The 19,270-nt window shown below is 73.4% G+C and carries 16 protein-coding genes; 7 read left to right on the forward strand and 9 right to left on the reverse strand.

The genetic code is table 11. From position 1 onward, the window contains the following. Nucleotides 1–30: 30 nt before the first annotated feature. Nucleotides 31–1,401 carry a M28 family metallopeptidase gene (locus ABT232_RS26995; protein ID WP_351844415.1) on the reverse strand — a complete coding sequence of 457 codons (1,371 nt, stop codon included), beginning with the start codon at nucleotides 1,399–1,401 and terminating at the stop codon, nucleotides 31–33. A 420-nt stretch (nucleotides 1,402–1,821) separates the two neighbouring features. Here ABT232_RS26995 and ABT232_RS27000 point away from each other — a divergent pair, with 420 nt between their 5' ends. Next, the gene (locus ABT232_RS27000) at nucleotides 1,822–2,796 is read left to right on the forward strand and encodes an SMI1/KNR4 family protein (protein ID WP_351844417.1); all 975 of its coding nucleotides are present in this window, start codon (nucleotides 1,822–1,824) and stop codon (nucleotides 2,794–2,796) included. A 113-nt stretch (nucleotides 2,797–2,909) separates the two neighbouring features. Here the strand turns inward: ABT232_RS27000 and ABT232_RS27005 are convergent, their stop codons facing one another. After that, the gene (locus ABT232_RS27005) at nucleotides 2,910–3,899 is read right to left on the reverse strand and encodes a helix-turn-helix transcriptional regulator (protein WP_351844419.1); all 990 of its coding nucleotides are present in this window, start codon (nucleotides 3,897–3,899) and stop codon (nucleotides 2,910–2,912) included. A 76-nt stretch (nucleotides 3,900–3,975) separates the two neighbouring features. After that, a complete protein-coding gene (locus ABT232_RS27010; RefSeq protein ID WP_351844421.1) occupies nucleotides 3,976–4,725 on the reverse strand; it encodes a PP2C family protein-serine/threonine phosphatase in 750 nt (249 codons plus the stop codon). Nucleotides 4,726–4,959: 234 nt separating this feature from the next. Between ABT232_RS27010 and ABT232_RS27015 the strand changes: the two genes are divergently transcribed. The 3 genes from ABT232_RS27015 to ABT232_RS27025 all read left to right on the forward strand — a co-directional run bounded on the left by ABT232_RS27015 (nucleotide 4,960) and on the right by ABT232_RS27025 (nucleotide 7,036). Then, a complete protein-coding gene (locus ABT232_RS27015) occupies nucleotides 4,960–5,250 on the forward strand; it encodes a zinc-ribbon domain-containing protein (RefSeq protein ID WP_351844423.1) in 291 nt (96 codons plus the stop codon). A gap of 98 nt (nucleotides 5,251–5,348) precedes the next feature. Next, nucleotides 5,349–6,089: a hypothetical protein gene (locus ABT232_RS27020; protein ID WP_450871607.1), complete on the forward strand. Its 741-nt coding sequence runs from the start codon at nucleotides 5,349–5,351 to the stop codon at nucleotides 6,087–6,089. Continuing rightward, nucleotides 6,086–7,036 (forward strand): SMI1/KNR4 family protein, encoded by a 951-nt coding sequence (locus ABT232_RS27025; RefSeq protein ID WP_351844427.1) that lies wholly within the window; start codon nucleotides 6,086–6,088, stop codon nucleotides 7,034–7,036. The genes ABT232_RS27020 and ABT232_RS27025 overlap by 4 nt, the downstream gene beginning before the upstream one ends. A gap of 28 nt (nucleotides 7,037–7,064) precedes the next feature. Here ABT232_RS27025 and ABT232_RS27030 read toward each other — a convergent pair whose 3' ends face one another. From ABT232_RS27030 to ABT232_RS27040, 3 genes are all read right to left on the reverse strand, one after another. After that, the gene (locus tag ABT232_RS27030; protein WP_351844428.1) at nucleotides 7,065–8,393 is read right to left on the reverse strand and encodes an enolase C-terminal domain-like protein; all 1,329 of its coding nucleotides are present in this window, start codon (nucleotides 8,391–8,393) and stop codon (nucleotides 7,065–7,067) included. 104 nt (nucleotides 8,394–8,497) lie between these two features. After that, the gene (locus tag ABT232_RS27035) at nucleotides 8,498–9,835 is read right to left on the reverse strand and encodes a gluconate:H+ symporter (protein ID WP_351844429.1); all 1,338 of its coding nucleotides are present in this window, start codon (nucleotides 9,833–9,835) and stop codon (nucleotides 8,498–8,500) included. Between the two features lie 39 nt (nucleotides 9,836–9,874). After that, entirely contained in the window at nucleotides 9,875–10,816 is a 942-nt protein-coding gene (locus ABT232_RS27040) for a 5-dehydro-4-deoxyglucarate dehydratase (protein ID WP_351844555.1), read from the reverse strand. Nucleotides 10,817–11,211: 395 nt separating this feature from the next. Between ABT232_RS27040 and ABT232_RS27045 the strand changes: the two genes are divergently transcribed. Next, nucleotides 11,212–12,084, forward strand: a complete 873-nt coding sequence (locus ABT232_RS27045; protein ID WP_351844431.1) for an alpha/beta fold hydrolase — start codon at nucleotides 11,212–11,214, stop codon at nucleotides 12,082–12,084. 39 nt (nucleotides 12,085–12,123) lie between these two features. Here the strand turns inward: ABT232_RS27045 and ABT232_RS27050 are convergent, their stop codons facing one another. Continuing rightward, complete coding sequence (locus tag ABT232_RS27050) at nucleotides 12,124–13,329, reverse strand: winged helix-turn-helix transcriptional regulator (RefSeq protein WP_351844433.1); 1,206 nt, start codon at nucleotides 13,327–13,329, stop codon at nucleotides 12,124–12,126. A gap of 97 nt (nucleotides 13,330–13,426) precedes the next feature. On the opposite strand from ABT232_RS27050, the gene ABT232_RS27055 reads away from it, so the two are divergent. Then, nucleotides 13,427–14,095, forward strand: coding sequence for an O-methyltransferase (locus tag ABT232_RS27055; RefSeq protein ID WP_351844435.1), 669 nt, complete (start codon nucleotides 13,427–13,429; stop codon nucleotides 14,093–14,095). Nucleotides 14,096–14,226: 131 nt separating this feature from the next. Here the strand turns inward: ABT232_RS27055 and ABT232_RS27060 are convergent, their stop codons facing one another. Next, nucleotides 14,227–15,231, reverse strand: coding sequence for a hypothetical protein (locus ABT232_RS27060; protein ID WP_351844437.1), 1,005 nt, complete (start codon nucleotides 15,229–15,231; stop codon nucleotides 14,227–14,229). 140 nt (nucleotides 15,232–15,371) lie between these two features. On the opposite strand from ABT232_RS27060, the gene ABT232_RS27065 reads away from it, so the two are divergent. Continuing rightward, entirely contained in the window at nucleotides 15,372–16,346 is a 975-nt protein-coding gene (locus tag ABT232_RS27065) for an ankyrin repeat domain-containing protein (protein ID WP_351844439.1), read from the forward strand. A 110-nt stretch (nucleotides 16,347–16,456) separates the two neighbouring features. Here the strand turns inward: ABT232_RS27065 and ABT232_RS27070 are convergent, their stop codons facing one another. Next, nucleotides 16,457–19,270: a hypothetical protein gene (locus ABT232_RS27070; protein ID WP_351844441.1), complete on the reverse strand. Its 2,814-nt coding sequence runs from the start codon at nucleotides 19,268–19,270 to the stop codon at nucleotides 16,457–16,459.

Here is a 19,270-nt window from a genome sequence, read left to right on the forward strand (position 1 = left end):
CGCGATCGGCGGTCGGCGGTCGCGCGGGAATCAGAAGGTCAGTTTCCAGCTGTCGATGTAGCCGGTGTCCTGGGCGGCCACGTCCTGGACGCGCAGGCGCCAGCTGCCGTTGGCCGTCTCGCTGGAGGCGTCGACCGTGTAGGTGGCGATGACGTTGTCGGCGGAGTCGGAACTGCTGGAGTTCTTCAGCCGGTAGGCCGTGCCGTCCGGGGCGAGCAGGTCCACGACGAGGTCACCGCGCCAGGTGTGCTTGATGTCGACACCGACCTGGAGGGTGGCCGGCGCGTTGCCGGTGCGGCCGGTGACGGCGACCGTCGAGGTGACCGCGGCGCCGTTGTCAGGGACGGCCACGTCGGTGGTGTTCTCGAAGGACGTGCCCGGCGGCACGGGTGTCGTGGTGCCCAGGGTCCAGACGGCGTGGGCGAGGGCGTCGCTGTTGCGGTCGAGGGCGGTGTCGTTGATGTTCGTCGTGGTGTCGCAGGAGGAGTGGTAGCAGCGGTCGAAGGCCTGGCCCGCGGTGCCGCCCCACTTGGTGGCCTGGGCCGCCGTCTTGGTGCGGCTGGCGCCGGTGAAGAGTCCGCCGACGGGTATGCCGACGTTCTTGAAGGAGGCGTGGTCGGAGCGTCCGTCGCCTTCGGTCTCGATCTCGGTGGGGACGCCGATGCCCGCGTACCAGTCCTTGAAGACCTTCTCGATCGCCGGGTCGTCGTCGTAGACGAAGTAACCGGGGTTCGGGGAGCCGACCATGTCGAGGTTGATGTAGCCCGAGATGCGCGAGCGGTCGGTGGTGGGCAGGTTGGTGACGTAGTACTTGGAGCCGACGAGCCCCAGTTCCTCCGCGCCCCACCAGGCGAACCGCAGGTGCTTCGTGGGCTGGAGCTGGGCGCGGGAGACGGCGAGCGCGGTCTCCAGTACGGCGGCGGAGCCGGAGCCGTTGTCGTTGATGCCGGCGCCGGAGGAGACGGAGTCGAGGTGCGCCCCGGCCATGAGGACCTGGTTCGGGTCGCCACCGGGCCAGTCGGCGATCAGGTTGTAGCCGGTGGCGCCGGAGGAGGTGAACTGCTGCAGGGTGGTGGTGAATCCGGCCGCGTCGAGCTTGGCCCGTACGTAGTCGATGGAGGCCTTGTAGCCGGTGCGGCCGTGGGCCCGGTTGCCGCCGTTGGCGTTGGCGATCGACTGGAACTGGGTGAGGTGGGACTTGACGTTCGCCAGCGGGATGTCGGGCGCGGCGAGCGCCTGGGCCGCGGTGGCGTCGGCGGTGACGGTGGTGCCGGCCGCGCTGCCGTGCGAGGCGGGTGAGGCGGCGAGCAGCGCGGCGACGGCGAGGGCGGCCACGGCCGCGGTGCGTCTGGGGAAGGATCTGGCGAAGGATCCGGGCAGGCTGGACTTCGGACTGGTCATGTGGGGGGTCCGCACTTTCTCGTCGAGGGGTGGGGTGCCGGACGGTGTCTGGAGCGGTCGTGCCAGAGCTGTGCGGGTGCTGTGTGTGCCCGATGTTCAGCGAGATGTCGATGTCCCGTCAAGAGCTTTGCCGGACACGGGTGTTCGCTCAGCGGACATCTCGGGGTGATTCAGGTCGGCGTGTCAGGACTCCCCCGTGGTCCTGACACGCCGACGTGCGCCCCCTGCCGGGACGGTGCCACAAGAATGCGCGAACGCCCGGGCCGCTGTCCTTGGCACACAGTCCACACTTACGACGCGTAGCGTCCACAGGCGCATGTCCGGCGCGTGTCCCGCGCCGCGGCGCCGCCGGCGGGCGCGTGTCCTACGGTTTCCGCGGGCGCCGCACGCCCTCTTCCCGACCGAGAAGGAGCATCAGCCGTGCAGGTGGAGATCCAGCCGGACGTGCACGACACCGCCGCCCGTTTAGGGGCCGACGTCCCCTACGCGTTGAAGGCCCTGGCCGGCCGGCTGGCCGACGACCCCGACATGGGACGGCCCTCAGGGCTGCCCGGCATCCTCACGGTGACGGTCGACGGCGACATGTTCGACGACTGCCCCGACCTGTCCGTCGGCTACATCCGCGAGCCGGACCGGATCGAGATCCGGTACCTGAACGCGACCCGCTCCACCGATCCCTCCACCGATCCCTCCAGCAACACCGCCGACCAGGGGCGAGAGCCGGAGCAGGGCCGCCCGGAGCCGGGGCGGCGCGCCGATCCTGCCACTGCCGCCGTCACCGTGCGGCAGGTCGCCGACGCCTGGTGCCGCATCACCGGCTGGCTCGAGGAGCATGCCCCCGACTCCTACGCCGGTCTCCGCGCCGGCGCCGGCCCCGCCGCCATAGCGGCCCTGGAAGCGGAGCTCGGCATCCGGATACCCGTCGAGCTGCACACCCTGTGGCTGCTGACCGCGGGGGACGACGGGGGCGACGGCGGGGGCTGTCTGCCGGGAAACCGGGCGCTGATGCCGCTGGACGATGTCGCCGCCGTCCACCGGATGAAGACGGACCACCAGGCGCACCATGGCATCGCCGACGCCGGCCGCGCAGAGGAGGAGCGGATCACCGTGTGGCGGCCGACCTGGATCCCGGTCGTCGCCCGCACCCCGGCCGACAGCACCTCCGGCTTGTACCTGGATGCCGCGACCGGCTACCTGGGCAACTGGTCCCGCTTCTACGAACCTCCCGGCGAGGAACTCGACACCTTGGTCACCTACCTGGAGGAGACGGCCGACATGCTCGAACACCCGGGCCTGGCCACCCGCGACGAACCCGGCCTGATCGGCGGCACCCTGGTGTGGCGCAGCAGCGTCGACCCGGCGCGGCAGGACCGCTGGAAGCCCCTGGCCGGCTGATCCGCCGCATCCCCGGTCCGGATCGGGGACGTTCACGGCGGCGAACTCAGGTCACCTTGGGAGAAGTGGGCGTCGAGCAGCGGCTCCTTCGGCAACAGGCGCGCTGCGAGCGGTCACCCGGGCCTGTCGCGCTCCCCCGCGGGCGCCGCCTGCCGTCGCAGTTCGCTCGGTGGGATCCCGTACGCCGCGCGGAAGGCGCGGGTGAATTCGGCGGGGCGCGGGTAGCCCCAGCGGGCCGCGACCGCGTGGACCGGCAGGCCGCGCAGGGCCGGGTCGAGCAGGTCGCGGTGTGCGGCGCGCAGCCGTTGGTCGCGGATGTACGACGCCACGCTCAGGCCCTCGGCCTGGAAGAGGCGGTAGAGGTAGCTGCGGGAGATGTGGTGGGCGGCGGCGATCCGGCCCGGGGTCAGCTCCGGGTCGGCCAGGTGTCTGCGGACGAAGGCCTTGACGCGCAGGACCAGTGTGCGCGCGTGGGTCTCCTCGGGCAGCCGCGGCTCGTCCTCCAGCGTGTGCGCGAGCACCGCCGTGACGAGGTCGGTGAGGACCGTTCCGAGGCGCGGGGCGTCGAGCGGGCGGTACGGGCCGGTGTCGGCGGCGAGTTGGAGGAGGAACTGTGCCAGCAGCGCGCCCATCCCCTCCCGTCCCGAGACATGGCTGCCGACCACCCGGTGCGCCGCGTGCGGGGGCAGGGCCACGCAGCTGCGCGGGATCTCGACGCCGACGAGCGTGACCGGCGCGGGCCCGGTGGCGATGTCGTACGCCTGCGAGGAGCTGTTGACGTGGATGTCGTGGACCCGGTACGCCACCCGTCGCCGGCCCCAACTGGCCTCGCCCTCCCCGTCCACGAGGAGCGAGAGGTGGTACACCTCGGGGTCGGAGAGGCGCACGAGGTCCGGGGTGCGGCGGAAGACGAGATGGTCGAAGGTCGCGGGCCACACCGTGACCTCGCCGAGCGCGATCAGCCGCTGATACCCGTGGTAGTCGGCGGTGTTGTCGCTGTCGAGCCGCATGGGCGCGTGGGTGCGGCCCAGCCGCTCCGTCCATGCCGCGAACCGCTCCCCCACCGGCAGGTCCGCGGTCCGCAAGACCGATTCGTGCAGCACGGGTCGCAGTCAACCACACCGGTCGCGCGCCGCTTCGGCCGCGCTCCCCCGGTCCGCGGGACGCCCGGCGCGCCCGCTACTCCTCCCCGACGCGTACGACGGCCAGCGTGATGTTGTCCGGGCCGCCCGCCTCGATGGCCGCCTTCCACAGCTCGTACGCCGCGCGGCTGTCGTCGTGCTCCCGCATGACCTCCTCGATCACGTCCGGCGGCAGCGGGTCGGTCACGCCGTCGGTGCAGATGAGGTAGCGGTCGCCGGGCGTCAGCGGTACGGGGGTCACATGGGCGCTGATCTCGCGGTGGACGGGGCTGCCGCCGAGGCACTGGGTGACGATGGAGGTGGTGCGCCGGCCGGGCTCCAGGGGCGGGCTGTCGTCGACGCTCAGCTGGCGCAGCCCGTCGCGGGGGGCCGCGAAGACACGGCTGTCGCCGACGTTGAACACCAGGACCGAGTCGTGCCCGAGGACGATGCCGGCGACCGTCGTCCCCATGGTGGCCAGGTCGCCGCCCGCGTCGCCGCCGGCGGCCTCGTAGACGGCCCGGTTGCCCTCGTCGAGGAGGTCGCGGACCGCGTCCTCGCTGTTCAGGCTCGGTCCCGCCGAGGCGATCCGGCGGACGGCCAGAGAGCTGGCCAGGTCGCCGCCGGGATGCCCGCCGAGGCCGTCGGCGACGGCGACGACGAGGGGCGTGCCGAGCGGGAAGACCATGGTCTGAGGGCTCTCGGTCACGGTGGCGCACAGGGTCCACGGGCCGATGACGAGGCTGTCCTCGTTCCGGGTGCGCAGCAGCCCGGGATGGCTCAGCGCACTCACAGCGACGTACGGCATGAAGCGCACCGCCTTCCGTGCCGGTTCCGTGGGTGGGACCGGCTTCGGGTTCCAGTCTAGGAAGAGTGGCGAGCGGCAGCCGCCGAACTTCCGGGATGTACGGTCGTACGCCTCGCCGCGTGACGGCGTCCAGGAGGCCCACCTGAGGAGATGCGGAAGACTGGGGGTGTGGGCCTGGCTCACCGCCCGGTCGGCACGGTGCCGGCGGGCACCGGTTCGGGAGGGATCGGCGAAATGATCATCTTTGGCACCAAGGGGTACCTGTACCAGCTCGCGATACTGACGCTGGTGTGCGGCCGCTGCGGCAATCCCGCCGCGCACACGCTCCGCAAGCGGGTCACGAAGTTCACCCTGTTCTTCGTCCCGCTGTTCCCGTTCTCCACCAAGTACGCGACGCAGTGCACCTTCTGCGGCGCGGAACAGCAGCTGGCCAAGGAGCAGGCCGAGCAACTGCTCACGCAGGACTCGGGCGGCCAGGGCGGGCAGCCGTACGGGCAGCCGCAGCAGCAGCCGTACCAGTCCTGAGCCGCTGAGCCGCTGAGCCACTGGGCCTCGGAACCGCCGAGCCGCCGAGCCGCCGGGAACAGGTGCCGGGCGCGGGCGCCGGGTGGCCGGGCGGCATGATGGCGGGTGTGACGTATCGCGCGACCACGCCGCACCCCTCCCGGATACCGGGTTACGACAGCGGCCCCCTCACCCACCGCCCCGGCCTCCTGGACGAGGGCCTGTTCTGGCTGAGCCACCTCCACACCTGTGCCGCGAACGCGGACGCCGACGAACTGCTCCTCGGCGACGACGAGTTCGCGGCGAGCGACTTCCAGCGGCAGTTGCTGGAGGGCGACGAGTGGCCCGTCCTCACGGTGCCGGTGGCCGGCGGTCACCGCTTCCACATCGTGTACCGCGCCGTCGAGGACGACCCCGGCATCGACTACCTCCTGCACCACCCGGACTGGGAGCGCGCCGAGATCCTCGCCCAGGACGACGGGCACTACACCGGCCCAGCCCTCTCCTGGCCCGAGCTGTGCGCCGTGGCGGACAGCGGTCTGCCCGGCGGCAGCACGGCCGACCCGCACGCCCGGCTGCTGCTGTTGCTGCCCGCGTTCGGCGACGAGGCGGTGCCCGACGACGCGGTCGGCCGTCTCGCCGCCGCGCTCGCCGCGCGGACGGCCGTGGCCGCTCCCGAGCCGCTGGCCGCCGCACTGCTGGAGGGTCAGGGCGCGGCCGGTCCGGTGCGGTGGTCCTCGCTCGACGGCGCCGGACGCGTCGACGACGGCGACCACTCGTTCCGCAACCCGGCCAACCACTTCGCCCTGCCGCCCGCGCGGCTGGCCCGCGTGAGCGCCGCGCTGGACCCGCGCCGGTGACGTCGTACGACCGTCTCACGCGGGCCGTGCCGCCGCCCGCGGCACCCGTGCACGCCCAGGGCGACTGGGCGGCCGTCGAGTCGGCGCTCGGCGTGCGTCTGCCGGACGACTACAGGTGGCTGGTCGGGACCTACGGCTGGGGCGAGTTCTGCGACTTCCTGAACCTGCACACACCGTTCGGCGGGCACCGGTACCACGGCGTGCGGTGGCAGGAGGGGCCTCCGCCGCGGACGGAGCGCGACCGTGCCCGCTGTCCGTACCCGCTGCGCCCGGCCGCGGGCGGTCTGCTGATCTGGGGGTCGACGATCGACGCGGACCGGCTGTGCTGGCACACCGCCGGCGCGCCCGCGGACTGGCCGGTGGTGATCTGGAGGCGGGACGGCCTGTACGAGGACATGGGCACCGGGGCGCGGGAGTTCGTCGAGGGGTGGTCCCTGGGACGGGTCGACTCCCGGCTGCTGGGTGCCATGGAGCCCGGCCTGGCGCCGTGGTTCAACGCATTCCGGCCGAGGATCAACCGGTGCCTGGAGCTGTCCGAAGGGCCTCACCCCTACACCGAGCGGCTGCGGCTCCTGCGGGAGACCCTGGCGCCCACCGCCGACCGCGGCTCCTGGGAGGCGGACGGGGGCGGGGGCGGCCAGGACCACTTCGCGACCACCGACTCGGACTGGCTGATCACCTACGACCGGGCCCGCCCGCACCAGATCCGCGTCGGGTTCCCGCCCGAGGACAAGGCGGAGGTCCACCGCCGCCTGTCCGCCGCGTTCCGGCTGATGGGCTGCGAGGTGCTGGCGATCAGGACCGCGTCGGGATCGCCCCTGCCGGACTGGGAGGCCGAGACGGAGGAGGACGCGGAGCAGGACACGGCGGAGGGCGCGGAGCAGGACACGGCGGAGGGCGCGGCGGAGAGCACGGCGGAGGACACGCGGGAATGCCGCGCGGAGTGAGGCCCCGGGACGGCTCGGGACGTCCCGGTCACCGCACCAGACACGGGCGCTTGCTGTCGAACTCCCAGTCCTTCACCAGCTGGCGCATCCCGGCGGCGTCGTCGCGGCCGGCCAGTCCCTTCTCCCGGTACAGCTCGTGCGCCGCGAGCAGCCGGTCGTGGTCGAGGCGTACGCCGAGCCCCGGGGTGTCGTCGACGGCGACCTCGCCGCCGGTGATCCGCGGGGGCGTGACGGTGAGGCGCTCCATGCCCTCCTGCCAGATCCAGTGGGTGTCCAGGGCGTTGTACTCGCCGGGCGCGGCGGCACCGCAGTGGGCCATCATCGCCAGCGAGATGTCGAAGTGGTTGTTGGAGTGGCAGCCCCAGGTGAGGCCCATGTCGTGGCACAGCTGGGCCACCCGGACCGACCCCTGCATGGTCCAGAAGTGCGGGTCGGCGAGGGGGATGTCGACCGAGCGCAGGGCGAGGGCGTGGGTGAGCTGACGCCAGTCCGTGGCGATCATGTTGGTGGCGGTGGGCAGACCGGTGGCCCGGCGGAACTCGGCGAGGATCTCACGGCCCGAGTAGCCGTCCTCGGCCCCGCAGGGGTCCTCGGCGTAGGCGAGGGTGCCGAGCAGCGGGCCGCACAGTTCGACGGCCTCCTTCAGGGACCAGGCGCCGTTGGGGTCGAGGGTGACACGGGCGTCGGGGAAGCGTCGCTTCAGCGCCTGGACCGCCTTGACCTCCTCCGCGCCCCGCAGCACGCCGCCCTTGAGCTTGAAGTCGCGGAAACCGTAGCGGGCGTAGGTCGCCTCGGCCTGGCGGACGATCGCCTCCGGCGTCAGGGCCTCCTCGCGGCGGACGCGGTACCACTCGACGTCGGCGTCGGGTTCGCGGACGTAGTCCAGGTCGGTGCGGTCGGGGTCGCCGACGTAGAAGAGGTAGCCGAGGACCCGTACGGAGTCGCGCTGCTTGCCGTCGCCGAGGAGGGCCGCGACGGGGACCTCCAGATGCTGGCCGAGCAGGTCGAGAAGGGCCGACTCGATGGCGGTGACGGCGTGCACCGTGGTCCGCAGGTCGAAGGTCTGCTCGCCGCGGCCACCCTGGTCGCGGCTGCCGAACCTATCCTGCACGGCGCGCAGGACACGGCGGTGGTCGCCGAGAGGGGCGCCGACGACGAGGGGTTCGGCCTCGCGCAGGGTGCGGGTGATCTGCTCGCCGCCGGGCACCTCGCCGAGCCCGGTGCGGCCCTCAGAGTCCTCGACGACCAGGATGTTGCGCGTGAAGTAGGGGGCGTGCGCGCCGGAGAGGTTGAGCAGCATGGAGTCACGGCCGGCCACCGGGTAGACGGTGCAGCGGGTGACGACGGGCTGGGGCATGGCAGGGGTTCCTTCGAGGGTGGGATCTGATCCGGTGTGACCGGAGGGTGTGCGGGGTTCGCGGGTGGGGGCCTGCTGGGTTGGCCGTTGCGGGTGCGCGGGGTTCACAGGTTCAGGATGTCCAGGACACGTTCCAGGACCAGGACGCCGCCCAGGCCGAGGACGGCGAGCACCGTCGTGTAGGTGGTGCGCGCCTTGATCGCGTCGAGGACCGAGAGGTTGAAGTACTCCTTGAACATCCAGAAGCCGGGGTCGTTGACGTGTGAGAAGGCGATGGAGCCGCAGGAGACGGCGAGCACCATGATCTCGGGGTGGATGCCGCTGCCCGCGACCAGCGGCAGGACGACACCGGAGGCGGTGACGACGGCGACGGTCGCGGAGCCGAGGGCGACCCGGAGGATGGCGGCGACGAGCCACGCCAGGATGATCGGGGAGACGGACCAGCCGTCGGTGACGTCCTTGATGTAGTCGGCGATGCCGCCGTCGACGAGGACCTGCTTGAAGGCGCCGCCGGCGCCGATCACCAGGAGGATCATCGCCATCGCCTGTGCCGCGCCCCGGCAGGACTCGCTGACGTCGGCGAGGCTCCGGCCGATGCGCGGTCCGAACGCCCAGACGGCGACGAGCAGCGTGAGCAGCAGGGCGACCGGGGCCGAGCCGAGGAACTCGACGACGTGCACGACCTCGTCGCGTGTGGAGGTCGCCATGTCGGTGACGGCGGCACCGGCGATCAGCACCACGGGCAGCAGGGCGACCGCCAGCGACCAGCCGATGCCCGGCATCTCGTCGTCCTCGAAGACGCGTTCGCTCACCAGGCCCTTGGGCAGCGAGGGGTTCATCGCCCGGACGAACGGCAGCCTCGGCCAGGTGAGGGCGATGAGCGCGCCGATGGGGACGGCGATGAACAGGCCGTAGAACAGGGTGAGTCCGACGGAGGCGTCGAAGGTCGCGGCGACCGCGGTCGGCCCGGGGTGCGGCGGCAGGAAGCTGTGCATGGTGGACAGGGCGATGGACATCGGCAGGCCCACCCACAGCAGGTTCGACCGGGTGACGCGGACGAGGGTGAAGGCGACAGGCACGATGATGACGAAGGCGACCTCGTAGAACATCGTGACGCCGATGAGCATCGCCGTCAGCACCATCGCGATCTGCACCCCGCGCGGCCCGCACACGTCGAGCAGCCGGGTGGCTATGCGCTGGGCGGCGCCCGAGTCCCCCATCACCCGGCCGACCATGGCACCGAGCCCAATGGTCAGCATGGTGTCCCCGATCTGCCCTCCGATGCCCTCGGACAGCACGTCCGGGATCTCCGCGACGGGTATCCCGCGCACGACGGCGACGCCGACGGCGACGAGGAGCAGGGCGGCGAAGCCGTTGAGCCGGAGCTTCGTCATGAGGAGGAGCAGGACCAGGACGCTGATCCCGACGACGACAAGTGGCATGGAGCAGTTCCCCTTTGAACTGTGCTGTCGGTCCGGTCGTCAGCGCTCGGCGCCGACCAGGTCCAGTCCCTGGTCGAGCAGCTTGCGCAGGTCGGCAAGGTCGTCGGGGCCGGGGTCGGTGAGGGGTGCGCGGACCGGGCCGACGGGCAGGCCGCGCAGCCGGGCCGCCGCCTTGACCAGCGAGACGGCGTATCCGGGCCGGCGGTCGCGGAGTTCGACGAAGGGGACGTAGAAGTCGCGCAGCAGGACGTTCATCCCGTCGGTGTCGCCGGCCTGGAAGGCGGTGAAGAAGGCGAGGGCGATCTCGGGGGCGAAGGCGTGCACGGCCGACGAGTAGGCCGGGACGCCGACGGCGGCGTAGGCGCGGGCCTGGATCTCGGCGGTGGCGGCCCCGTTGAAGAAAAGGAAGCCGTCGGGCGCGGCGAGGGTGAGGCGCTGGAGCCGGTCGAGGTCGCTGTGGCCGTCCTTGAGGCCGACGACGGTGGGGATACCGGCGATGCGGCGCAGGCCGTCGGGGGTGAAGGAGACCTGGTCGCGCTGGTAGGCGATCAGCGGGAGGCGGGTGCCGGCGGCGATCCGGCGCAGCTGCTCGACCAGGCCGTCCTCGGGGGCCTGGAGCAGGTAGTGCGGGAGGACGAGTGCGGCGTCGGCGCCCGCGTCCTCGGCGATCCTGGCGAACCGCACCGCCTGGGCCCAGCCGTAGCCGATGCCCGCGACGACCGGGACGCGGCCGGCGGCCACCTCGACGGCGGCGGTGACGACCGTGCGGTACTCGTCCTCGTCCAGGGCCGTGAACTCGCCGGTGCCACAGGCGGGGAAGACCGCGCCGGGTTCGGTGGCGATCTGGCGCTCCAGGTAGGCGCGGTAGGCGCCGGGGTCCAGGTCGCCGTTCTCCTGGAAGCTGGTCAGGGGGAAGGACAGCACGCCGCGTGCCATCCCTTCGGCCAGACGGCCTACGACCACGTCCATGTCCACGTCCATGTCCACGTGCGCGCTCGCGCTCGCGTCCTCGTTCGCGTCCACAGCCAGATCCACGTTCATGTCCACTCCTCTGTCCGTTCTCCCAGACGCTGTCTTCATATGAAGATGCTGTCTATGTATAGAGACGGAGGTTAGGTAGGTGGACGACGAAGGTCAATGGGTGTGCTCGTGGAGATCTGGCGAGCGTCAGATGCGAGCCGGGGGCGTGCGCGCGGGCGCGTGTGCGCGGGCTGCCGCGCCACCGCACCACCTCCATGGCCGTCACCCGGGCGGGTAGGCGAACGGGTACGGAGCCTCGACGCCCTCGTTGTACCCACGGGCCGCCGCCGTACGGTGGGCCCGGTACGTGGGCGCGGCACCGCCGTGCGGGCGCACGGCGAGGAGACGGAGAGACGATGAGCACGAAGGGCCCCGGGACGCGGACGGAACGCGCCCGATCGGTCGTGGTGGACGGCGCGCGGGTCGCCTGCTGGGAGTCGGGGCCGGCCGACGGAGAGCCGGTGCTGATGCTGCACGGCTATCCGGCGAACCACGCGTGCTGGCGCCACCAGGTCCCGGCGCTGGCGCGCGACCACCGGGTGATCACACCGGACCTGCTCGGCTGGGGCCGCTCCGAACGGCCGACGCACCTGCGCTACGACTACGACACCGAGGTCGCCCGGATCGGCCGGCTGCTCGACGCGCTGGACTGCCCGTCCGTCAGCCTGGTCGGGCACGACTACGGCGGCTTCCTCTCCCTCGGCTTCGCCCAGACGCAGCCCGGCCGGGTACGCCGGCTGGCCCTCCTCAACAGCCGCGCCCACGCCTCGTTCGTCCCGCGCTGGAAGGCCGCGTTCGGGCTGACGACGGCCGTCGGACGCACACCCGGCCTGCGCACGCTGGCGGAGCGGTTCCCGTTCGGCGCGCAGCACCGCCGCTCCCTCGGGCCGCTCGTCGACCGCGGCTACCTCGACGAGGAGGTGCTGGAGGACTACGTCGGCTGGATGGACACCGCGGAGGGCCGCCGCTGGCTGCTCCACTACTTCGCGGACTACCGCGTCGAGGTCCGGCCCGAACTGCGCCGCCGGCTCGGGGACATCGGCTGCCCCACGGCCGTCGTCTGGGGCCGCGACGACGCCTACCTGAGCCCGTCGATCGCCCTCGAACTCGCGCGGGACATCCCCGGCGCCGAACTGACCATGTTCGACGACGCCGGCCACTGGGTGATGGACGAGCGCCCGGCGCAGGTGAGCGCCGCGCTGCGGACCTGGCTCAGCCGCGAGGCCTGAGCGGGCCTCGGGAGCCTCCGTCCAGCCGCGCGGTCGTCGTCAGCGCCCAGCCGGGTGTCCGGCCGTGGCGAGGGCGAGGGCGAGGGCCTGGCGTACGGCGGCCGGGATGTCATGGACCGGGAACAGGGCGTGCCGGATTCGGCGGTCCGGGCCGATGACGAGGACGAGCCGTTTGACGCGCAGTTCCTGTCCGGCGCGGAAGGTCGGCAGGCGCAGGGCTGCCGTGAGACCGAGCCGGGCGTCGGACAGCAGAGGGAAGGGCAGGTCCTCGGCCCGGGCGAACGCGGCCTGCTCGCGGGGCGTCTGCGTGCTCACGCCGTGCACCGCGACGCCCGCGGAGCGGAACTCCTCATAGGCGGCGCGGAACTCGCGGTTCTCGAGGGTGCAGCCGGCGCTGCCGGGGACCGGCGGTTCCGTGGTGTCGGCGGGCGGGCCGGAGATCGTCCGAGGTTCCGTGGTATCGGCGGGCGGGCCGAGGATCGTACGAGGTTCCGTGGTATCGGCGGGCGGGCCGGAGATCGTACGAGGTTCCGTGGTGCCGGCCGGCGGGCCGGGGATCGTAGGAGGTTCCGTGGTGCCGGCCGGCGGGCCGGAGATCGTCCGAGGTTCCGTGGTGCCGGCCGGCGGGCCGGAGATCGTACGAGGTTCCGTGGTGCCGGCCGGCGGGCCGGGGATCGTAGGAGGTTCCGTGGTGCCGGCCGGCGGGCCGGGGGCCCAGGGTTCCGTGGTGTCCGCCGGCGGGCCGGGGATGCCGGTGGCCGGGTAGGCGAACAGGACGGTGGCGCGGGCGCCGGCGGCGACGGGGTCGTGGTCGCGGCCGTCGGTGCCCGGCAGCCGCAGTTCCGCCGGGACGGGCTCGCCCACCAGCGCGGCGACCCGGCGGGCCTCCGCGCCGTCGTCGGAGGCGTGGCCGGTGAGCGTGCCGTCGCCGAGCAGCCAGCGGTCGGCCCAGTCCTGGAGGGCGACCAGTACGGGCAGCAGGGCGCGGCCCCGCTCGGTCAGCACGTACTCGTGGCGCGGAGGGCGGTCCTGATAGGGACGGCGTGCCAGCACCTCGTGGTCGGTCAGGGCGCGCAGCCGCTCGGTCAGGACCTTGCGGGAGACGCCGAGTTCCTCGGCGAGCCCGTCGAAGCGGAGGTGACCGCGGGCGATCTCCCGCAGCACCAGCAGGCTCCACCAGTCGCCGACCACGGCCGCGGCCTGCGCGATGCCGCAGGCGTCGTCGGCCTCACGCCGTGGACTCATCGCCGTACTCCTGACTGGGAGAAACCCATGGCCGTGTGTCGCGCCTCCAGAGTAGGTTCCCTTTCGAAACCCAGTCAGTATCGAAAGGGAACCCACTGTGTCCCAGCAGACGTGGACCGCTGTCGACGACTACTTCAACGGCTTACTGGTCGAAGAGGACGCCGCGCTCATCTCGGCCGTGGCGGACAGCGACGCGGCGGCCCTGCCGCCCCATCAAGTGGCCCCCAACCAGGGCAAGCTGCTGCATCTGCTCGCCCGGATCCAGGGCGCCCGCACCATCCTGGAGATCGGCACGCTCGGCGGCTACAGCACCATCTGGCTGGCCCGGGCCCTGCCTCGGGGCGGGCGGCTGGTGACCCTGGAGGCCGACGAACGGTACGCGTCCGTGGCGGCGGACAACCTGGCCCGTGCCGGTCTCGGGGACCTCGTCGACCTGCGCGTCGGAAAGGCCCTGGACGTGCTGCCGCTGCTCGCCGAGGAGGAGGCCGAGCCGTTCGACCTGGTCTTCATCGACGCCGACAAGCCGTCCAACCCGGAGTACCTGGACTGGGCGCTCCGGCTCACCCGGCCGGGCAGCGTCATCGTGGGCGACAACGTGGTCCGCGAGGGCGCGGTCACCGACCCGGCGAGCGCCGACCCGCGGGTGCGTGGCGTGCGCCGTTTCATCGAACTCATCGCCGAGAATCCGCGGCTCACCGCCACGACCCTCCAGACCGTCGGCGCGAAGGGCTACGACGGCTTCACGCTCGCCCTGGTCACCGCGTAACGGGAACGGCTGAGCCGCCGGACCGCCTGACCGCCGCGCCGCCGGACCGCTGCACCACCGCGCCGCCGGACCTCCGCACCGCTGCACCGCTGCACCGCTGCACCGCCGAAGCGTCGCGCCGCCGGTGGTCGTCAGCGGCGCCGCGTGCGGGGCTCCAGGCGCCGGACGTCCTGGGCTGCCGTGTGGGCCTCCTTCTCCGCCCGGGTGACGGCGTCGGCGGCCTCATGGCGCCGCCTCTCCGCCTCGTGATGCGCCACGTCCGCGGTCTCCAGCGCCTCGCGGGCGGCGCGCAGCCGCTGCTCGGCGGCGTCGGCCTGCTCCCGGGCCTCGTCCCGGCGCTCGCGTGCCCGCTCCGTGGGCTCCGCGGCGGCGGTCAGTTCGGCGCGCCGGTCGGTGAGGCGCCGCTCGGCCGCCTCGGCGGTCTCGCGGGCCCGTGCGAGCTGTTCCTCTCGGACGCGGCGGCGTTCGGCCAGTTCATCCTTCCGCGAGGTGCCGCCGGGCGCTGACTTGGCCGGCCGCGCTCCCGCCGTGGCCGGTGTCCCTGACGGTGTTGCGGACGGCGGCGCTTTCGGTGGTGCGGACCGCGTCGGCCTCGACCGGGCGCCGACCGCCGCCGGGTCCGCCGCCTGGAAGTCCGACGGCGGTGTGAGGGTGCCGGTCAGCCGGCCGGTGGCCCACTGCTCGGCGGCGTCGGGGTCCGCGAGCACCGCGTGCAGGGTGGAGGCGACGTTCTGCCGCGCGGCGGCGGACAGGGAGTGGCCGGCCTCGGCGGCGAGCCGGGCGGCCTCACGGGACAGGGCCGCGACGACCTGCCGCCGTCGGGCCGACAGGTCCTTGAGCGACACCGGGTCCAGCGTGCGGTAGGCCTCGCGCAGGGCCTCCCCCATCTCCAGCAGCCGACTGCTCTCCTCCGGTTCGGCGCGCAGCAGCAGGTTCGCCGCCCAGGCGGCCGGCGCGGGCCGACGGGCGGCGCGGATCCGGCGGGCGTCCTCGGCGTTGCCCGCCGTCCGCGCCGCGGCGGCCAGTTCCTCGCGCCGGGCGACGAAGCCGGGCGGCGGCGTGGTGTACAGCTCGTCGAGGACCGCCTCCACGTCGAGATCCCCACCGCCCCTGGCGCCCGCGCCCTTGCGCTGCATGGCACCCAGCCTCCCCCCGGCCCCGGCCGCGCGCACGTCGGAGGCGGCCGGAGCGGGTGTTGTCGTACCCGTCTGCGAGGGTGGGCGCACGGGGTGGCACGGAGGCCGCCCAGGTCTATGTCGAGGGGGCACGAGGGGGCATGGTGACGCATCGGGACGACGGCTGGGCGGGCCTGCGCTGGGACGGCTGGCAGGACCACGGCGACATCCGGCGGCGCCTGGACGAGGGCGCCGATCCGGAGCGGTGGAACGGAGGGCGGGCCCTGCACCGGGCGGCGGCGTGGGGATCCCCCGAGGTCGTCGCGGAACTGGCCCGGCGGGTGGCGGACGTGGACGCGCTCGAACACGGGACGACCGCGCTGTGGGAGGCCGTGCTCGCCGACCGCCCGGACAACGCGCGTGCCCTGGCCGCCGCCGGGGCGGACCCCTGGCGGCCGCAGCTGGGCGGCTGGTCCCCGGGGCGGCTCGCTCTCGCCGGCCCCACGCCGGAGCTGTTCCCGCCGCCGCCGGGTGAGCGCGGGCTGACGGACGCGGAGCGGGCGGCGGCCGAGGAGGGCCGGCGGCTCGTCGCCGCGCTCGGCGACGCCTCCTACGACGGCACGGGCCTGGCGTGCGTGGCCGGGATCGACGCCCGCGAGGCGATACGCCGGCTGGAGGCGACACCGGCGGAGGGCGAGACGCTGGCCGAACTCACCGAACTGCTGGACGATCCGTACGCGTACGACCTCGACGAGACCCTGCGGTTCGTCGGAGTCACGGCCGTCCCGGGCGGCTGTGTGGTGACCCAGCCGTGGGGGTACATGCCGTCGGCGCCGGGGGTGCACACCCGGTTGTCCGTCGGGACCGTCTCCTACGGGCTGTACGTCAACCCCAAGAGCGGCAACCAGGGCAGCATCGTCCGCGACGGCGTCGTCGAGGGCTGGGACCTCCACCCGGGCGGCGCACCGGGCCCGGACGCGTCCCCCGAGGAGGTCCTGGCGTCCTACCTCTACCGCCACAACGGGGTGGCCTACTCCTGCGCCTACGCCGGACTCCGGCTGCCCGACGCCCGGGCGGTCGCGGGCCCGCCGGACGTCTGGGTGGTGCTGCCGGAACGGGACCACTGGGCGCACTGACCCGAGGTGCCGCCGACCCCGGCCGCGGGAAGCCACCGCTCCCTTCGAGGGTGCGGTGGCTTCCGCGGTCGGTGCGGTGGCTTCCGCGGTCGGTGGCCGTCAGGTGGCCTTCAGTGGGCGGTGAGCAGCGCCTCCAAAGTGTGGGCCGTGTCCGGGTGGCGGGCGAGCAGGGCCGCACCGCCCGGCGCCGTGTCCGCCGGATCCCCCGTCTCCCAGCCGCCGTCGCAGCCGAGCAGGTCCGCGACCGCGTCACAGGTCGCCGGGTGCGCGGCGAGCAGCGGCAGCCCGCGGCGCTCGGTGGTCCGGCTCCGGGACGCGCGTACGGCGGTCCGGTCGGGGTCGGCCCGCCACGGCGGTGTCCAGGCGTCCAGGGCGGGCAGCCGGCCCGGGAAGACCCGGCCGGCCTCGCGGATCAGCACGGGCGCGAGGTCCGCGCCGCCGGAACGCAAAGTGGTGATCAGGGTCGGCAGCCAGGGCAGCAGCACCGGGTCCGGCAGCCGTGCGAAGGCGTTGGACACGGCCCCCACGACGAAGTCGGCCAGGCCCGGCACCGGTTCCAGGGCGTGCAGGAAGCCGCTGAGGTAGCGCGGATAGGCGGGGACGACCAGCGGGTTGCCCAGCAGTTCGTCGCACCGGGCCCGCAACTCCGCGCGGGACAGCCGGCCGAGCTGGGTCTGCGCCGCCCACAGCAGCGCCGTCTTCGCGGGATCGTCGGGGTGCGACTGGGCGACCGCCAGTTCCAGCTGGTTGCGGTCGCAGCCGAGGGAGAGGGCCAGGCTCTCCATGCTGAACAGGAAGCCCAGCATGGCCGCGACCTGGCGGACGCTCGCGTCCTCGTCGGTGAAGGCGGTCGGCAGCAGGGTGCAGTAGTGCGCGTAGCCGGCCTTGACGAAGGACTCGATCCACGCCGGCAGGGTCGGTTCGCTGGTGCGGTAGTACGCCAGCAGTCCGCGCACCCGGCGCAGCACCTCCGGCGCGCCGTCGACGCTCCGCTCGGTCGCCAGCACCTCCAGGGCGCGCAGCCCGAGTTCGTCGGCGAGCCGCCGGCTGCGCAGGTAGAGGGTGGCGTCCTCGACGGCTTCGAGGACGGTCGCCGTGGTGGCCTGCGGGCCGTACGCCGTGCGCCGCAGGCGCTGTTCGAGGACCTGCTCGATGCTGACGCCCTCGTAGCCGAGCTCGATGAGGGCGCGCTGGTGGGTGCCGAGGGCGAGGTCCCACGACTCCTGGATGGGGCGCTCGCCGAGCCGCCGTTCGCCCATGATGGGCCGCGCGGCGCCCTGCGGCATCAGGTACCGCAGCATCCACAGCACGTCGGAGCACCGCTCCAGTTCCGGCTGGGAGGCCATGTCGAGCAGGGCCCGCTGCACGCCCCGCTGCTGGAGCCTCAGGTTCAGCGGTGCCAGCCGGTCGTGGACGTCGCGGGCGAGCGGCGGCAGGGCGTCGTAGCCGACCTGGCCGATGCGGTCGCCGCCCAGCATGATCTCCACGAGCCGGCGCACATCGCGCCGGCCCGGCACGGTGTCCTTCTCGATGCAGGTGACCGCCGCGTCCTGGAAGTCGTACGGCGTGGGTCTGGCGCGGTCGCGCATCCCGGCGAGCAGGATCGACGTCTCGAACACCGCGATGGCGTCGGCGGTGGAGGCGAGATAGCCGTTGCGGCGGGCGGCGCGCACGATCTCCACGGACCAGCCGAGCAGTTCGGCCTCGTCCAGGCGGTCCAGGACGGGGGGCCGTTGCAGGAAGCCGGTGAGCTTGTCGGACGCGGCGGGTCCGGCGGCCGGTGCGAGGGCGGCGGTGGCCGCGGTCCGCGCCGTCTTCCGCGGTGTCCTGGTGCCCGCCTGCCCGGCGAGCCGGTAGGGCTTCACGCGGGTGCGCTTGAGGTTCTTCGTCCACTGGGTCGCGGCGATGGACACCGAGCCGGCGGCGAGGCCGAACTGCGCCTCGATCGCGGCGTGGCTGGACGGGATCAGACCGTGCTGCCACTTGGTGGCGCTGGGCGGGCTGATCTCGAAGGTGTCGGTGCCGTGGACGCCGAACTCCTCGACGCGGCTGGCCGCGTGGAAGGCGCCGCACACGTAGAGGGCGTCCGCGGGGTCGGTGCCGGTCTCGGCGAGGTGCCGGCGCATCCGCGTCCACATGTACCGCTCGCGGTCCTCGTCGACGCGGACCCGGTGCGGGTCACCCGGGGCGAGACGCCGGAACAGGCTGCCGATCAGCAGCATGACCTGGCGGTAGGTGTCGTGGTCACTGTCGCCGAGCGGCAGCTCCACGTACTGGTGCCACCACTCCGACCAGTGCCGCACCCGCCCGTGCCGCAGCAGGTGCTCCTCCAGTTCGGCGAAGCGCGGGCGCAGGTCGCCGATCTCGACGCCGACCGCGTCGCCGTGCAGCGCGGCCTCCTCGTCGGCGGGCGGCGCGTCCGGGTCGGCCGGTTCACCGGCCGCGCCGTCCCGCTCCTGCCACTGGAAGACGTGGTCGGAGGAGCGGTCGACGAGGACGAGTTCGACGTCCGGGGTGTCGAGGGCGTAGGCGATCGCCTGGTACTCGGCCGACGCCTCGGTGATCGGGGCGACGACGGACAGCGGTGCCCACTCGGCGGGGAAGCCGTCGACCTCGGTGGCGAACGCCTGCACCGCGACCGGGAGCCGGCAGTTGCGCAGCTCGGTGAGGAGCGGTGCCATGTCCTCGCAGAGTTCCAGGTACACCACCTTCGGCTGCTTCTCGCGCAGCCGGCGTGCCATCGCCACCGCGGAGGCGGGCGAGTGGTGGCAGACCGGGAAGATCTCCAGCGGTTCGCGCACCGCGCGGTCGACGTCGTCGACGAGGCCGAGGAGGATGCCCTCCAGCGCGTCGGGCCCGTCGGCGAAGGTGGCGGCGGCCTCCTGGAGCTGGCCGCGCAGGGCGGTGAAGGTTCCCTCGTCCAT

This window comes from Streptomyces sp. NPDC001532 (genome assembly GCF_040298625.1).
Taxonomy (GTDB): Bacteria; Actinomycetota; Actinomycetes; order Streptomycetales; family Streptomycetaceae; genus Streptomyces.

Coding starts and splice junctions, on each gene's coding strand:
- ABT232_RS27060 (WP_351844437.1), bottom strand. CDS start 15,231: ATGCAGCGCAAGGGCGCGGGCGCCAGGGGCGGTGGGGATCTCGACGTG.
- ABT232_RS27045 (WP_351844431.1), top strand. CDS start 11,212: ATGAGCACGAAGGGCCCCGGGACGCGGACGGAACGCGCCCGATCGGTC.
- ABT232_RS27035 (WP_351844429.1), bottom strand. CDS start 9,835: ATGCCACTTGTCGTCGTCGGGATCAGCGTCCTGGTCCTGCTCCTCCTC.
- ABT232_RS27020 (WP_450871607.1), top strand. CDS start 5,349: ATGGCGGGTGTGACGTATCGCGCGACCACGCCGCACCCCTCCCGGATA.
- ABT232_RS27050 (WP_351844433.1), bottom strand. CDS start 13,329: ATGAGTCCACGGCGTGAGGCCGACGACGCCTGCGGCATCGCGCAGGCC.
- ABT232_RS27015 (WP_351844423.1), top strand. CDS start 4,960: ATGATCATCTTTGGCACCAAGGGGTACCTGTACCAGCTCGCGATACTG.
- ABT232_RS26995 (WP_351844415.1), bottom strand. CDS start 1,401: ATGACCAGTCCGAAGTCCAGCCTGCCCGGATCCTTCGCCAGATCCTTC.
- ABT232_RS27065 (WP_351844439.1), top strand. CDS start 15,372: ATGGTGACGCATCGGGACGACGGCTGGGCGGGCCTGCGCTGGGACGGC.
- ABT232_RS27040 (WP_351844555.1), bottom strand. CDS start 10,816: ATGGACGTGGACATGGACGTGGTCGTAGGCCGTCTGGCCGAAGGGATG.
- ABT232_RS27070 (WP_351844441.1), bottom strand. CDS start 19,270: ATGGACGAGGGAACCTTCACCGCCCTGCGCGGCCAGCTCCAGGAGGCC.
- ABT232_RS27030 (WP_351844428.1), bottom strand. CDS start 8,393: ATGCCCCAGCCCGTCGTCACCCGCTGCACCGTCTACCCGGTGGCCGGC.
- ABT232_RS27010 (WP_351844421.1), bottom strand. CDS start 4,725: ATGCCGTACGTCGCTGTGAGTGCGCTGAGCCATCCCGGGCTGCTGCGC.